The sequence below is a fragment of the Streptomyces sp. NPDC031274 genome, assembly GCF_055570235.1.
In genome coordinates this window covers 19,400-32,768 of record NZ_JBVIHP010000001.1, presented here as the reverse complement: position 1 = coordinate 32,768, position 13,369 = coordinate 19,400, and the positions used below count along the sequence as shown (strand labels likewise).

Below are 13,369 nucleotides of genomic sequence, written 5' to 3'. Positions count from 1 at the left end.
CCCGGGGGGGAGGCGGGCGGCGGGAAGTCCGAGCGATCCGACGGTTAGGCCAGCGGGGCGGGACGGAGATTCAGCGGGTGCGGGCACCGTTGCGTGTGACCGGCGGGACGGCCGCCCTGAGCCCGGTGCGGCCGGCCGCACGACCGGCCGCGGACGCGGTCCAGGCACCGGGGAACCAGACGGCGGTGTACTGCTCGATGGCATCGCGCAGCCCGGTGGCGACGGCCCCGTCCCATGGCGGCCGTCCAGGACGGTGGTATTTGTCGAAGGTGCCGTACTGCTTGGTGTTCGGCCGGGTGTTGGTGGCTTCGTCGCGGCGGTGGAATGTTCCGTGGTCCGCGAAGCTGAGTGCCACCGCGTCAATCTCGCCGTGGTCCGGGTGAACGACCGCCACACGCAGACCGCCGTAGGTGTCCGCGTGGATGGTGCGGCTGAAGTCGATCCGCAGCCGCAACGGGGCGCCGGGGACGGGGACGGCGAAGTAGGTGCTGCCCACGACGGCGTGATCGTGGAAGGGGAGGCACAGCTCGGCGAAGAACTCGGGGGCCTGCAGAGACAAGAAGGGGTCTCCAGTCGGAGGTTGGGCCGCCGCAGTCAGCGACGGGGGCCAGGCAAGGCCGGTCGGCTGGTGGTGCTCCAGCGCGGGACGCTGGCTGCAGGGAGTGCGGCCGGGCCTCGGGACGCGACGGCCCGCTGCACATCCAGCGGTGTGGGAGCCGGCGGCCCGGGCGGGAGGATGGGGGTGAGCTGGGCCATGTCCTTGATGTAGCTGAAGGTCTCCTCCCGCCAGCGCGGCAACGGGGCCGGATCGGCGACGCACTCGGTGACCGCGGTGAGCAGGGCGACGGGGGTGTCGGTGCTGGCCGTGGCGTACCAGACGGCCCGGTCGATGGACTTGCCCGCCCACAGCTGCCAACGGGCGTCCCTAGTCGTCAGCTCTGCTTCCGGATCGAGGTCACCGGTGGTGAACTCCATGCCCGCGAGGCCGTCCGGGGCCTGGACGGCGAAAACGCCCCGGCGCCGGCGCTCGATCTCCCAGCCCCGCTTCAAGAGAGGGACGAGAGCGCGGAAGGGCTCGTGCTCGTCGCTGTTGGGATCCGGCTGGGCGAGGTAGACGTCAGGCCCCTGCGCGTATGCCGTGGCAAGGACCGTGGTCAATGCCTGGACGAACTCGGTGGGAACGCGGTCGTTGAAGCAGACACCCCACGCTGGCGGGCCGAACGAGTCCTTGTAGGCGTTGATGCGCCAGAGCCCGTCGTCCTCACCTTCAGGCAGATAGCCCAGACGGACGCGCCGGTCGGGGGGCGCTGACATAGCAGTTGCCGAGGTCGTCGTGCTGGAGATCCCAGCCGAGGTCGAGCAGCGGGGCGAGGGCGGGGTCACCGGTATAGGTGCTGCCCGCGAGGTGGCGCGGGGAGACGTAGACATCACCGTCGATGTCGAGGCGCGGATCGGGCTGAGAGTTCATCGGTCCGCCCTCGTGGTGACGGTGATCTCGTCGGCAACGGTGTCGAGGCGTTCGGTGACCTCGGCAGTGTTGCGGCCGGTGACGATGTAGAACCCGGCGCGGGCGGTGAACAGGTCGCCGTCGGGCGGCAGGAGGAGCTGCTCGCCGATCTCGCGGATCCACTGCACCTGTCGCAGCCACGAGGTGTGGGCGGCGAATGGGGTGTTGATGTGCCGTGCGGTGAGGGTGCCGGAGGCGGCCGGGTAGATCATGTGGATGCCTGCGGCCCCGCTGCGTGTCGGTGTGAGATCCGGTGCCCGGCCGCAGGCGAGGTCGGCGGCGGCCTTGGGCAGGTCGATGCCGGTGGCGAGGCGGACGAGGTGGCCGATCATGTCGCCGCCGATGCGTGCGTTGACCTCGATCAGCCGGGGCCGGCCGTCCACGAGGCGCAGCTCGACGTGCTGCACGCCGTCGGTGATCCCCAGGGCCTTGACCGCAGCAGCGGCGACCGGTGCGACCTGGGCCAGGAGCGGGTCGATGGCATCGACGGTGTGCCCGGTCTCGTCGAAGTACGGTGCGGGTCCCAGGTGCTTGCGGGTCGCGGCGACCGCGGTGGTCACGCCTCGGTGGGTGACGCATTCGACCGAGACTTCCGGCCCGTCGAGGTACTCCTCGACCAGGACGCCGGTGTCCTCGCGGCTGCGGCTCGCGCCGGCTGCAGCGAACGCGAACGCGGCGGGCAGTTCTTCGGGCCGGTCGACACGGATCACGCCGATGCTGCCAGCGAACGCGACGGGCTTGATGACGGCGGGGTAGCCCAGCGCCATCGTCGCAAGTCCGGCCTCCAGCAGGGTCCGTACCTTCATCGACGCGGCCGAGGGCACCCCGTGGCGGGCGAACAGGGTGCGGGCGGTGGCCTTGTTGCGCCAGGCACGCATCACCTCGACGGACGTCGAGGAAAGAACGACCGCGCGGGCGAGGCGGGCTGTGGGGACGAGGTGCCACTCTTCCCAGGTGACGATCCCGGCGAGGTCATGGCGCTCGGCCAGAGCCCGGCCGCCGGCGAGCAGTTCCGCGGGGTCTCTCAGGTCGACGAGGGCGTGGTCCACGATGAACGGTTTCTCCCACGACGGCTCGGAGCCAGTGAGCAGGACGACGTCGTACGCGGCGGCCACCTGCTCAAGGCAGTAGCCGCGATAGGTCTCATCACCTGGAGAGACAACGAGTACGAGGGGACGAGCGGACAAGAAGGGTTTCTCCGTATCGGTGGACGACGGGACGAGAGAGCGGGAGTGTCTTGGGCTGCACGGCGGCGGCGCAGCTCGAACGCGCCAGCCCAGTGGGGGTGGTCGTCGATCAGTCGGCGGGCGTAGAGAGCGATGTAGTTGTTGTTCGGCCCGACGACGCCGTACGGGAGCTGGCGGCACAGGTCTTCGAAGAGGTCCTTCAAGCCGAGCCGTGTGGCACCGACGGCCAGGCGGCGGCCGCCATGCGCTCCAGAGCGACGTAGACGTGCGGGTTGTTCGCGTCGAAGGCGCGGAACTGCTGGGTGATGCTGCGGCCGGTCGCACGATGCGATCCGAGGACGGCAGTGGGCATGAGGTTCTCCACAGGCTGGGGGCGCGGCAGGGTCAGGTGCGCAGGGCGGGATCGGTGCGCAGGCGGCCGAAGGCGCAGAACAGGCCGAGTGCCTGCAGGGCGGCGCAGGCGGTGATGACGTGGCCCAGCGCGTCGGGCGGGGTGAGCGCGGTGAGCCCGCCGGCGACGGGGAAGGGCAGCAGGAGGATGAGGATGGTCGCCGACAAGGTGCTGCCGAACTTCTCCGGGGGAATCAGGCGGGAGCGCAAGGTGCGCAGGACGACCGTCATGCCGCCTTCGCCCGCCATGAGGACCGCGACCAGGAGCAGGTAGGACAGGTAGTCGGGGGCCTGGGCGGCGGCGAGACAGCCGAGTGAGGCGAGGGCGGCGCACGCGGCTCCAACTGGCCACAGGCCCAGGCGATCCAGCGCGAACCGGCAGACGGTGACGGCCAAGAGGGTGGCCGCCGCGGCGGCGGACCAGACCAGGCCGACGGCCGTGACGGACTGCCCGAAGTGCTGGACGACGATCACGGGGCCGGCCGCTTGGAGGATTCCGATGGCCAGGTTGGACAGGGTCAGCCCGGTCACGAGCCAGCCGAGTGCGGGAAGCGAGCGGATGGTGCGCCACCCGGTGAGGAGACCGGCGCCGGATTGCCCCCTGGGCGCGCGGGCCGGGGCCACGGGCGAGGGGGGCGTGCGCAGGGCGAGAAGCGCGGCGAGCAGCGAGAGCACGGTGATCACCGCGAGCATCGGCGGTGGCCCGGCGAGCAGGAGTACCCCGGCGAGTGCCGGGCCGCTCAGGGTCGCGGTCTGGTCGATCCCCAGCAATACGGCCTGGACCCGGTGGGCACGCGCCCCCGCTCGGCGGCCGGCAGCCGCGCCCGCGGTCTCGGCCGCGATGTAACTGAACTCGGTGAGCACGCCGGTCGTCGCCGCGAGCACCATGACGGTCGCACTCGCGGCGGTACCGGACGGGTGGAAGTGGAGCAGGACGGCGCCGGTGGCGAGGACCAGCGCACGTCCGAGGGAGGCGAGGTGGAAGACGACGGCCGCCCCGCGCCGGTCGACGATCGATCCGGCCCACCCGAAGGCTGCCAGACGCGGGATCCACTCCAGGGCGAACGCCAAGCCCGTCAGTGCGGCGGAGCCCGTGGTGGCCAGGACCAGCAGCGGGATGCCGTAGGTGGACATCGCGAACGCGAGGGTGTCCACCGTGCGCGGCAGGTAGATGCTGCGCAGGAGCCCGGCGGTGTGGCGTGCATGCCGGGGTGTGACCGCTGCGCTCACGCGGCCGGCTCGGGCGCGGACACCTGGGCGACCTGGGGGTTGCCAGCCAACCACTGGATCAGCAGAGTGCGGGGTCGGGCAAGGTCCGCCTTGGCCTCGGCGCTGGGCAGGGGCGCGGCGGACCGCGCTGAGGGGCTGTCGGCGCACTCGGGCGCGAGTGAGGGCGTCAGGAGGTCGAGAACGTGGCGGATGCGGCTGCTGAACTCGCAGACCTGTGCCGGGGAGGCGTGGCGTCGGGACCAGCGCGCCGCCGCGTCGTACAGGTCGGCCAACTCCACTCCGTCGTCCGTGAGTTCTAGGCCGGACCCAGGTGCGGTCTGGACGAGGCCGTAGGCGCGGGCCGCTTCGGAGGCGAGGCGCAGTTGGTGCGAGGAGAGGTCTGGGAGCGTGCCGGCAAGTCGTCGCGGCGGTATCGCGCCGTTGTCGTCGATCTCGGTGATCAGGCGGATCAAGGGGCGCGAGGTCAGCAGGTCGACGGCGTTGCGTACTTCGGCAGGAGTGAAGAGGGTCGTCATCGGCGCGGGCCTCCTGCCGCGATGGCCGTCTGCGGGCGGGCGGACGTGGCGTGGGAGAAGAGGTCGCGGTTGTGCCACATCAGCGAGGACTCGCCCCGCGGGAGGGCTGCGGGGGCGGGCCGGGACTGGCTGCTCACCCACGGCCTGGGCGCGGTGCGTGCCTGCGGGTGCCCCCAGATTGGGTGCTGGGTTGCCTGGTTGAGGGGCTGTCCGGCGGACCATGCGGACAGGGCGCCGAGAACGGAGCCCAGACCGTCGCCCGCCGTAGACAGCCGGTAGGGCTGGCCGGTGCCCTCGGTGTGGACCAGGCCGTCGGCGACGAGCTGCCGCAGCGGCGGGTACACGTTGGTCCAGTCGCCGCTGGGCATCACGATCCGGGCCAGGGCCCTCCCGCTGACCTCGTGGCGGGACTTGAGCACCCACAGGAGGGCGGCGGCATGCCGCCGGGTGAGCAGGGTGAGGCTGTCCTCGATCTGCTCGATCGCGGGCAGCGGGCGGTCCGCCTCCAGATGCTTCTCGGCCCAGGTGACAATCATCGGCAGGACCGGCAGCAGGGCGGCGCCACGCTCGGTGTGGCCGTAGGTGACATGGCGTGCGGTGTGTTCGGTGCGTTCGACGAGTCCGGCGTCGCACAGGGCCTTGAGCTTGGGGTGGAGCTGGCCGTTCTGCAGCCAGGACACCTTGGCCGCCAGCTCGCTGTACCGCAGTGGCGAGCCGGAGAGTGCCAGCAGGATCCTCACGTTCCAGCGCGGGGTGATCATGGCGAGGGCCTCGGTGACCCGGGCGATGTCGGCTTCGGTGTCGGGAGGCAGAGCGGTGGTGGCCAAGGGAGGAACTCCTGGGTGAGTAAAGGAAATCGTCGGCGGATCAGCGGCTGGGCGCCGTGCTCTGGGCCGGAGGGGGCGGAGCCGGAACGGGTGGTGAGGGTGTTGGCGGGGACGGTGCTGGGGCCGGGACGCTGGCCAGGCTCTGCAGCACGGCGGCGACCGACTTGGCCTGGACGTCGCGGACGGCGACTGCCTCAGCGAGACGGCGGGAGCCGTCGAGGAGATGGGAGACCTCGTACCGGCCGATCTGTTGCTCGGGGTGGATGAGCCGGGCGAGGAGGTCGCGGTGGATGTCGATGCTGCGCTCGGCGAGGGCGAGGTCGTCGTGCATGCCGAGCAGGGCGGAGAGCAAGCCGGGCGGCTGGTCTTGGGTGTGGGCTTCGAGGTCGGCGAGCGGCGCGCCGTACAGGACCTCGATCCGTCCGGCTATCTCGGTGGACGTGGCATGGGACAAGCGAGGGCTTTCACGGTCAGCGGCCCCGGGCCGCCCTGGCACGCTGGAGCGCCGGGGCGGCGGACGGGAGCAGGGTTGCGGCGGCCCTGAGTTGTGCCGTGCGGATGGGACGGGCCCGCTGGCCGGGCGCAGGCATGGTGTCCAGAAGCTCCCCGAGGGCAGCGCGGTAGGCGTCACGGGCATCGAGCGCCGCCTCCAGCCACTGCGCGTCGAAGCGGAGCTTGTCCGCCGACACCTCGCCCGTGTCGCGGTCCGGATCCATGTCCGCGTGCACACGGTCGCGGACGCGGGAGACCTGCTCCTCCGTCAGAGCCAGGAAGGAACGCAGTTCCAGGGCACGGACGAGAGCGGGCGAGGCATCAGACCCCAGCAGCCGCCTCGTACAGCTCCGGGACCGGATTCCCGAAGACCTTCTGCAGGGTGCAGTCCAGGGTGCTCGCCTTGATCCGGCTCATCGGACGGGCCTTCCTGCCCGCCACACCGACGCTGGCGCAGGCGTCCCCGGGGTGCGTTGGGGAGCGCTGGTCTGCACCGCCGGACCGTTTCGGGGGCGAAGGCGGGCGAGCCGTTCGGCGGCGAGGCCCTGCTTGCCCGGAGCGTCCGGGTCAAGGAGCCACCGCACGACCATGGCCCGGCCGTCGCGTACGGTGACGGCTGCGTTTACGCGGTCGGCGAGCCCCATGGTCGGGTCGTCGACCTCGCTGGGCTGAGTTTCCAGCGCGGCAAGGAGGACGTCTTCCGCGCCGTCGAGCACGGACTGGGCCTCGACGAGAAGGCCGTGCCACTTGAGGACCTCGGTGGCGTCAAGGTTCGCGGTCGGCGCGGCGCCGACCGCGAACTTCAACTGGCCCATTTCCATGCCGAAGCGCGCTTCAATCCGTTCGGTGAGCACGCCCACGACATCCTCAGCGTCATCGGATATACCGTCGAACAAAGGGGAAGCTCCTGTTCTGGAAAGGCCGGTACCTAGGGGAATGTGAGGCGCGGCCGTGCCCGGCATCCCAGCCGAATCTCCGTTCAGTCCAGACACATACGGACGTCGCGATAGACGTACGTGCCAGACACCCAGCCCTTGACGCCGGTCGTCTTGTCCCTGATGTAGAGCCAGTTGCCGCTCTTCTTGGACACGCTGAACTTGTGGCTCTTGTAGAGCACGCCGACCGCGGTGGACTTCGAGCTGGCCTTGGATCGGATGGTGACGGCCTTGGCGTGCACCGCGTACGGCAGCGGCGGCAGGTCGTAACAGCCACTCGCGGGAGCCGCAGTGGCGGCGGTGGGGGCCGCGCTGGCTGTGGTGGCAGAGAGCACCGGCAGCGCGAGTGCGCCGAGTATTGCCGCGGATATGGAAATTCAGGTGGAGGGCATACGGAAGAAACCTCCTTCAAGTCATAGGGATGGTGGGGAGGGGGCCGCGGGAGTTGTCCCGGCGGCTGTATAAGAGTCCGGAGAATCGCCGGTTTGGCTAACCGGCGATCGTCGGCTATGTTTCGCCGCTCGCACCGGCTTTAGCGCTCAGCACGAACGGCCGGGCGGGCGCGGAGCAGGGGCCTTCGCCACACCGGCCGGGCGGCTGGCTGCGGCTGCCGGGCGGACCGGCGGGAGCGGACCGGCCTCGCCGGTGAGCCGGTCATTGCACCACTGCAGGGCCTCGCCCACCGTGTCGAAGCCGCCCTCGCGCAGAGTGCGCGTCCAGGTGTCGGAGTCGACCTCCTCGACCACGACGCGGAACGGGCTGGGGGCTCGCTCGTCCATGGCGCGCAGGGCCACGACGGTGACCATGTCGTCCGGGTCGTCGGCGGTGTAGGAGTAGCCCATGGCGTAGTGGTCGCCGTCGCCCGCCAGGCGCCGCTCCAGCGCACGCGTCGCATCGTCCGCCGGCAGCGGGCCCAGCTCCGGGTCGAGGCCGATGGCGTCGTGTGGACAGCCACGCTTGATGAGCCAGGACTGCGCCATCGCGGGAAGCGGCAGCGGGGCCTGCTCGAAGGCGAACGTCCGCTGCTCAAAGTCCCGTTGCAGATGCACGACGAGCACCTTCGGCATGCCAGGGTGCCCCCAGGTAGCGGTGCGGTCGAACAGGACGTAGTAGCTGTGCGCACCGTCGTGGTGTTCGGCGAGGGGGACGAGCATGTCGTCGCGGACAGCGACCTTGCGGTAGAAGTCGAGGTACTTGTCCTCGTCGGCGTCGAAGTCGTCGAGATCGAAGTCGACTTGGGGGATGGACCTCCGGACCAGTGCCGGTTCGGTGGGAGACAACAAGGGCCTTTCGGTGGAGTCAGCGCCGCTGCGCCGGGGTGGACGGCGAGGTGCCCGAGCGGGCCGGAACCTTCGATCCTCGGGTCGTGGGCGTGAGCTGGTTGGCGAACAGCGCGGCGCGTCCGGCGTCAGTGAGGGCGACCGGTTGGCCGGCGTGCACGGGGTGGTCGGTATCGCTCACGACCAGGCCGGCGTCCTCCAGCCGTCGCAGCTTGGCGTGAGGGACGCGTGTGCCGGAGGCGGCAATAACAGACATCCGGCCGGTCAGCAGGTTTTCGTAGAGCTTGGCTCCGCCGGCGATGGCGAGCAGCGCCGCCTGATCGGCCGTCGAGAGCGGCTTGGTCTTGGGTGCGCAGGCCGCCGCGGCAACCTCGATGGGCTCCAGGACGCCGAGCACCTTCCGGGCGGCGGCGTCCCGCGCGTTGGTGGCCTCTTCCAGCTGGCCCACGGTGCGGTCGATGCGCGTGAACAGGGCGTCATCGACGTCGAACTCGCCGCTGGACAGACGGTTGAGGAGCTTCAGATAGAAGGTGACACCGGTCTGAGTCTTGGCCAACTCGCGGTGCCGGTCCACCAGGTGGGCATGCGGCTCGTCGAGAACGCCGCGGTCCCGGTAGGCCCACAGGGTGTCGATGTCGTGGCCGGTGACCGCCTCGAGACGGTGATCGAGCGGGGAGACCGCACGCCGGGCTATTGCCGGCGCGGGTTCTTGGGGCATAGGCGACCCTCCGTGTGTTCAGCGGGTGTGATGGTGCGAGGGGTTCTGTGCGGGACGGGGCAGACCCGGCAGTGCGGTGGGCGGTGGACCGGGCCGGGGCACGGGAGCGCGGGTGGCCAGTTGCGGAGAGCGGGAGCGCGCTGCGTGGGTGCGGGCGCTCAGCGGCCGGCGGATCATCCCCAGGCGACGGCCGACCTCGTCGTAGACGTCGTTGCCCGCACGCGGCCGGACCGCGACGACGTGGATCTCCTTGTGGTGCACAGCCTCCGTGGGCGCCGGGCGGACGCCGTAGACAAGGCGCCAGTCCTTGCGCGAGTCCACGAACAGCTTGCGGTATCCCTCCAGGTCACCGTCGAGGCGCAGTCCGAAGCGTTCCGCGTTCACGACGTCCTGCAGGTAGACGAGGGTGAGATCGCGGATGTCGCTGGGGGCCTGGAGGAGATCGGTCAGCGCGCGGGGGTCGAAGCTCAGCCCGAAGGCGGGCTGTCCCTGTCCCGCGGTCATGACGTCGGCTCGTCCCGCTCGGCGGGTTCCTCCGTGGCCGTCGTCTCCGTACGCACGGACGGCGGCGGGCCGGGCAGCAGACGGTGCGCGGGCCGGTCGGGGGAGGTCATGCAGGCCGACAGCGGCCCGCCCGGTGCGCGGATCGACGCGACGGCGTGGGTGAGGAAGTCCCGGTGCCACACGAACAGGCCGCTCAATCCGGCCTCGGGGTCCTTGTGCTGCTGGTAGGCGAGCCAGAGGGCGTGGAGCCAGGCCACGACACCGTCGTGTTCCTGCCACTGCAGGCACCAGGGGGCCGCGGTGGTGACCTCCGACCCGTACACAGGGAGGAAGAAGTCGTTGACCCAGTCGCTGAGCGCGTCGAGTTCGTCCTCCCGTTCCTCGCCGTCGAGTTCCAGGATCGGTCGGGGCTCTGATGGAGCGGCGGCAGGCGGCCCGCCGAGCCCCGGCATGCCGAACGCGGCGAACGGCGATCCGCTCGGCTCGGGGGCGGACGCAAGGTAGTCGAGTTGCTGGGCCTGTTGTGCGGACTGCTCCATGAGCCGTCGGACGCTCGCCTCGATTCCCTCCAGCTGTGGATCGGGAAGGCGGACCGGCTCCAACTCCCCATCGTCGGAGGGCTTTATGGATTCGGGCATGAAAAGGCTGGGCCTCCTACGGGACGCGGAATGAGAGAAGTGCGGGAGCGGCGACGCGCTGAACGGCAGGCGAGATGCACGTACGCATCTCCGGATTGCCGACCAGAGCGCCGACCGCTCAGGCGGTAGGCTCACTCACGGCTCAGACGGTGAGGGTCACGTCGTCTTGCGTGAGGGTCTCGCGGATCGTTTCGGTGAGCCGGTCGGCCGCGATCGCCGCATAGTGCTCGGTCTTCTCCACGCCGATGAAGTCGCGGCCTTCCAGCAGGGCGGCGACGCCTGTGGAACCGGAACCAGCACAGAAGTCGAGCACCGTGCCGCCCTCGGGGCTGATCTTGACCAGCTCTCGCATCACCTCTACCGGCTTCTGCGTGATGTGCTGGCGCTTGGACCCTGAGGGCTGCGACGCCGAGTACATACCCGGCAGGTAGACCGAGTTGCGGGAGCCGTCGATCGGCCCCTTGGACGCCCAGATGATGAACTCGCAGTTCTGGGTGAACCTGCCCTTCTGTGGCCTGGCCTGCGGCTTGTGCCAGGCCAGCACACCGCGCCACAGCCATCCGGCCGCCTGGATCGCATCCGTCGTGGTCGGGAGCTGGCGCCAGTCGGTGAACAGCAGTGCCGTGCCACCGGTCTTCGTCAGGCGGTGGGCCTCGGTCATGATCTGCGTCAACCAGAACCCGTAGCTGCGCTGGTCCATGTTCTCGCCGGTGAAGTCAGCGAGTTCGTGCTTGGCATCGGCTGAGGTGTACTTCTGCTTCGCGGAACGGGTCGTGCGCTCCTTCGCAGTCCGGCCGCCCGAGTTGTACGGCGGATCGGTGATAACGGAGTCGACGCAGGCGTCCGGAAGGCCGGAGAGAACACTGAGGGCGTCGCCCTGGTGCAGGGAAAAAGGCAAAGAGAAACCCCTATTCGGGTGCGGAAACACGGAGGGAACCTCCCGTCTCGCACGGGAGCCCTCGCGGGCCGGAAGTGGGAATGCAGAAGCCCAGGGCCGCAGACCGAGGAAGGCGAGGGGGAGTTCAAAAACTGTAGAGGCGAATCCGCCGACGACCAAGAAATGTGTTGCTGAGGTGCCGGATTCCGATACCTCACGCCGTCTTTTTGGTCAACCGCCGATCCGCGCCTACTGTTTTTGAACCGCCCGGCGCACACCGCCGCTGGCTACTCCCGCCACATCTCACGGAGGTACCCCCTGCCCCGGCACACCTAGCTCACGGCCAGGCCACGCGAAGCGAGCGGCAACTCGCCCGTACCGGCCCGTACCGATTGCCCACCCCGCCCGCCGCGCCCTTCCATCACGCCTCGCGCACGCGGCACGCCGGACACCGCAACACCGAAGGACACGTCCATGACGTCTCGCTACCCGCCCATGCCCGAAATCGCTGACACACGAGCGGTCCGCGCCGGTTGAAGGCGCTCGCCGCCGGTATCGGCGTCGTCGTCCTTTCCCCCCTGCTGCTCGCCGGAACGGCCATGATGATGGCCTCCTCCAGCGAAGCCTCCCAGAGCAACGCCGCATTCACCGGGCGTCTGTGCGCTGTCGACACCGCCGACGTCGCCAAACAGGTGACCAAGATCCTCGACGGAGCGTCCGGCAAGGACGTGACGGTCGAGGGTCTCTCCCTGCCCGACGAGCAGATCCCCAACGCCCAGACCATCGTCGCCACCGGCATCGGCCTGGACGTGCCCAAGCGCGGCCAGATCGTCGCCCTCGCCACCGCGATGCAGGAATCAACGCTGCGCAACCTCGGCTCCGGTGACCGGGATTCGCTGGGCCTGTTCCAGCAACGCCCCAGCCAAGGCTGGGGAACCGCTCAGCAGATCCGCGACCCGGTCTACGCGAGCGAGAAGTTCTACAAGGCGCTGCTGAAGGTCAACGGCTGGCAGCAGATGACCGTCACCCAAGCCGCCCAGGCCGTGCAGGCATCGGGCCACCCCAACGCATACGCGAAGTGGGAGGGCCTGGCCACCGCACTGCAGAAGGCCATCGCCGCCACATTCCCCAACGCCGGTAAGGACGCCCCCTCCAAGACGGAGACGAGGAAGCCGAGACCGCCATGCCGGACTGCGCTCCTTCCAAGGACGGCTCCGGCTTCGGCCGCATCCCCGAGGGGAGCGTCCCGAAGGGATACAAGATCCCCAAGGATGCCGACCCCAAGGCCCGCAAGGCGCTGAACTGGGCGATGCGCCAGCTCGGCACCCAGTACCAGTGGGGTGGCAGCTGCGCCGACTCGCACGGCCCCGACCCGATGGGCCGCTGCGACTGCTCCAGCTTGATGCAGCAGGCATACGCCCACGCCGGCGTCACGCTCACCCGCACCACATACACCCAGGTCAACGAAGGCAAGACCGTCTCACCGAAGAACCTCAGGCCCGGTGACCTGATCTTCAGCCGCGGCAGTGCCACTCGCCCCGAACATGTCGGCATGTACATGGGCGAGGGCCTGGTCATCGAGGCGCCGCGCACCACCAAGCCGGTCCGGATCACCCCGATCAAGGACTGGACGATCCTCGCCGCCCGCCGCGTCATCTGACCCCGGTCAGGCCGCAGCCCCCGCGAGCCGGCAGTCAGCTCCCCATCGCTTCGCCCGGCGGCCGACCACCAGGACGAGCCGACGGCCCACCCTCCATCGCTCAACACCACGGAGTATTCACGTGACGGTCCACCACCGCGTCCGGCGCGCCCTCGCGGCCGGCTCGATCGGCCTTGCAGTTGCGGCCGGCAGCCTCACCAGCGCTTCCACAGCCCAGGCGTACGACACCGGCCACACGACGATCTCGTGCAAGGCGGTCAAGGTACGCAAGGATCCTTCGAAGAAGGCCGCCGTCGTGGGCATCGCCTACCGGCACGACAAGGTCGCCTACAACCAGTTCGCCTACAAGCGCGCAGAGAAGACCTGGTACACCCGCGGCACCGTGGCCCGGAAGTCCGACGGCAAGAAGATCCGCGGCTACATGATCTACGACTGCGCCAACCCGTACGAGTCGAACCCCGCGCCGAAGCCGCCGATCCCGAAGTAGGACGCCCGGCAGCCCTCCCTGGCCGTGATCCGAAACGCGCCTTCGAAGCGGCGCCCCCGGCGCGAGGGGTGGCCTCTTCCCGCCACCGCCTGACGCCGCTGTCCCCTCCCTACCCGGCTGCG

14 protein-coding genes and 4 pseudogenes are annotated in these 13,369 nt (G+C 69.9%); 2 read left to right on the top strand and 16 right to left on the bottom strand.

Going from position 1 to position 13,369, the window contains the following annotated elements; genetic code table 11:
* Positions 1-70 precede the first annotated feature (70 nt).
* From ACZ5CR_RS00185 to ACZ5CR_RS00110, 16 genes and pseudogenes are all read right to left on the bottom strand, one after another.
* The gene (locus ACZ5CR_RS00185) at positions 71-559 is read right to left on the bottom strand and encodes a hypothetical protein (RefSeq protein WP_468852034.1); all 489 of its coding nucleotides are present in this window, start codon (positions 557-559) and stop codon (positions 71-73) included.
* A gap of 35 nt (positions 560-594) precedes the next feature.
* Positions 595-1,468: pseudogene (locus tag ACZ5CR_RS00180) on the bottom strand (SPDY domain-containing protein).
* The gene (locus ACZ5CR_RS00175; RefSeq protein ID WP_468852032.1) at positions 1,465-2,694 is read right to left on the bottom strand and encodes an ATP-grasp domain-containing protein; all 1,230 of its coding nucleotides are present in this window, start codon (positions 2,692-2,694) and stop codon (positions 1,465-1,467) included. The pseudogene ACZ5CR_RS00180 and the gene ACZ5CR_RS00175 overlap by 4 nt, the downstream one beginning before the upstream one ends.
* A gap of 53 nt (positions 2,695-2,747) precedes the next feature.
* Positions 2,748-3,046 (bottom strand): annotated as a pseudogene (locus ACZ5CR_RS00170) (hypothetical protein); the annotation flags it as partial.
* A gap of 32 nt (positions 3,047-3,078) precedes the next feature.
* Positions 3,079-4,314, bottom strand: a complete 1,236-nt coding sequence (locus tag ACZ5CR_RS00165) for an MFS transporter (protein ID WP_468852030.1) — start codon at positions 4,312-4,314, stop codon at positions 3,079-3,081.
* The gene (locus tag ACZ5CR_RS00160; protein ID WP_468852029.1) at positions 4,311-4,829 is read right to left on the bottom strand and encodes a regulator; all 519 of its coding nucleotides are present in this window, start codon (positions 4,827-4,829) and stop codon (positions 4,311-4,313) included. Before ACZ5CR_RS00160 ends, ACZ5CR_RS00165 begins: the two co-directional genes overlap by 4 nt.
* Positions 4,826-5,656: a winged helix-turn-helix transcriptional regulator gene (locus ACZ5CR_RS00155; protein ID WP_468852027.1), complete on the bottom strand. Its 831-nt coding sequence runs from the start codon at positions 5,654-5,656 to the stop codon at positions 4,826-4,828. The genes ACZ5CR_RS00160 and ACZ5CR_RS00155 overlap by 4 nt, the downstream gene beginning before the upstream one ends.
* Before the next feature lie 40 nt (positions 5,657-5,696).
* Complete coding sequence (locus tag ACZ5CR_RS00150; protein WP_468852026.1) at positions 5,697-6,110, bottom strand: hypothetical protein; 414 nt, start codon at positions 6,108-6,110, stop codon at positions 5,697-5,699.
* A gap of 16 nt (positions 6,111-6,126) precedes the next feature.
* Positions 6,127-6,565 (bottom strand): annotated as a pseudogene (locus tag ACZ5CR_RS00145) (hypothetical protein).
* Positions 6,562-7,044: a hypothetical protein gene (locus ACZ5CR_RS00140; protein ID WP_468852024.1), complete on the bottom strand. Its 483-nt coding sequence runs from the start codon at positions 7,042-7,044 to the stop codon at positions 6,562-6,564. The pseudogene ACZ5CR_RS00145 and the gene ACZ5CR_RS00140 overlap by 4 nt, the downstream one beginning before the upstream one ends.
* Positions 7,045-7,127: 83 nt before the next feature.
* Positions 7,128-7,442: an SH3 domain-containing protein gene (locus ACZ5CR_RS00135; protein WP_468852952.1), complete on the bottom strand. Its 315-nt coding sequence runs from the start codon at positions 7,440-7,442 to the stop codon at positions 7,128-7,130.
* A 180-nt stretch (positions 7,443-7,622) separates the two neighbouring features.
* Complete coding sequence (locus ACZ5CR_RS00130) at positions 7,623-8,366, bottom strand: hypothetical protein (RefSeq protein WP_468852022.1); 744 nt, start codon at positions 8,364-8,366, stop codon at positions 7,623-7,625.
* 16 nt (positions 8,367-8,382) lie between these two features.
* Positions 8,383-9,081: a hypothetical protein gene (locus ACZ5CR_RS00125; RefSeq protein ID WP_468852021.1), complete on the bottom strand. Its 699-nt coding sequence runs from the start codon at positions 9,079-9,081 to the stop codon at positions 8,383-8,385.
* Positions 9,082-9,099: 18 nt separating this feature from the next.
* A complete protein-coding gene (locus ACZ5CR_RS00120; protein WP_468852019.1) occupies positions 9,100-9,585 on the bottom strand; it encodes a hypothetical protein in 486 nt (161 codons plus the stop codon).
* On the bottom strand, positions 9,582-10,124 hold the full coding sequence (locus tag ACZ5CR_RS00115; protein WP_468852950.1) for a DUF4913 domain-containing protein: 543 nt from the start codon (positions 10,122-10,124) through the stop codon (positions 9,582-9,584). The genes ACZ5CR_RS00120 and ACZ5CR_RS00115 overlap by 4 nt, the downstream gene beginning before the upstream one ends.
* A gap of 241 nt (positions 10,125-10,365) precedes the next feature.
* Positions 10,366-11,121, bottom strand: coding sequence for a DNA-methyltransferase (locus ACZ5CR_RS00110; protein WP_468852017.1), 756 nt, complete (start codon positions 11,119-11,121; stop codon positions 10,366-10,368).
* 512 nt (positions 11,122-11,633) lie between these two features.
* Between ACZ5CR_RS00110 and ACZ5CR_RS00105 the strand changes: the two are divergent.
* Together ACZ5CR_RS00105 and ACZ5CR_RS00100 are read left to right on the top strand one after the other, a co-directional pair.
* Positions 11,634-12,760, top strand: a pseudogene (locus ACZ5CR_RS00105) (C40 family peptidase).
* Positions 12,761-12,881: 121 nt separating this feature from the next.
* Positions 12,882-13,247, top strand: coding sequence for a hypothetical protein (locus tag ACZ5CR_RS00100; protein ID WP_468852015.1), 366 nt, complete (start codon positions 12,882-12,884; stop codon positions 13,245-13,247).
* The last annotated feature ends 122 nt before the right edge of the window (positions 13,248-13,369 follow it).

What these genes read in the sequence shown, in the direction of transcription:
- ACZ5CR_RS00125 (WP_468852021.1), bottom strand. Translation starts at nt 9,081, where the DNA reads ATGCCCCAAGAACCCGCGCCGGCAATAGCCCGGCGTGCGGTCTCCCCG.
- ACZ5CR_RS00120 (WP_468852019.1), bottom strand. Translation starts at nt 9,585, where the DNA reads ATGACCGCGGGACAGGGACAGCCCGCCTTCGGGCTGAGCTTCGACCCC.
- ACZ5CR_RS00115 (WP_468852950.1), bottom strand. Translation starts at nt 10,124, where the DNA reads ATGGAGCAGTCCGCACAACAGGCCCAGCAACTCGACTACCTTGCGTCC.
- ACZ5CR_RS00160 (WP_468852029.1), bottom strand. Translation starts at nt 4,829, where the DNA reads ATGACGACCCTCTTCACTCCTGCCGAAGTACGCAACGCCGTCGACCTG.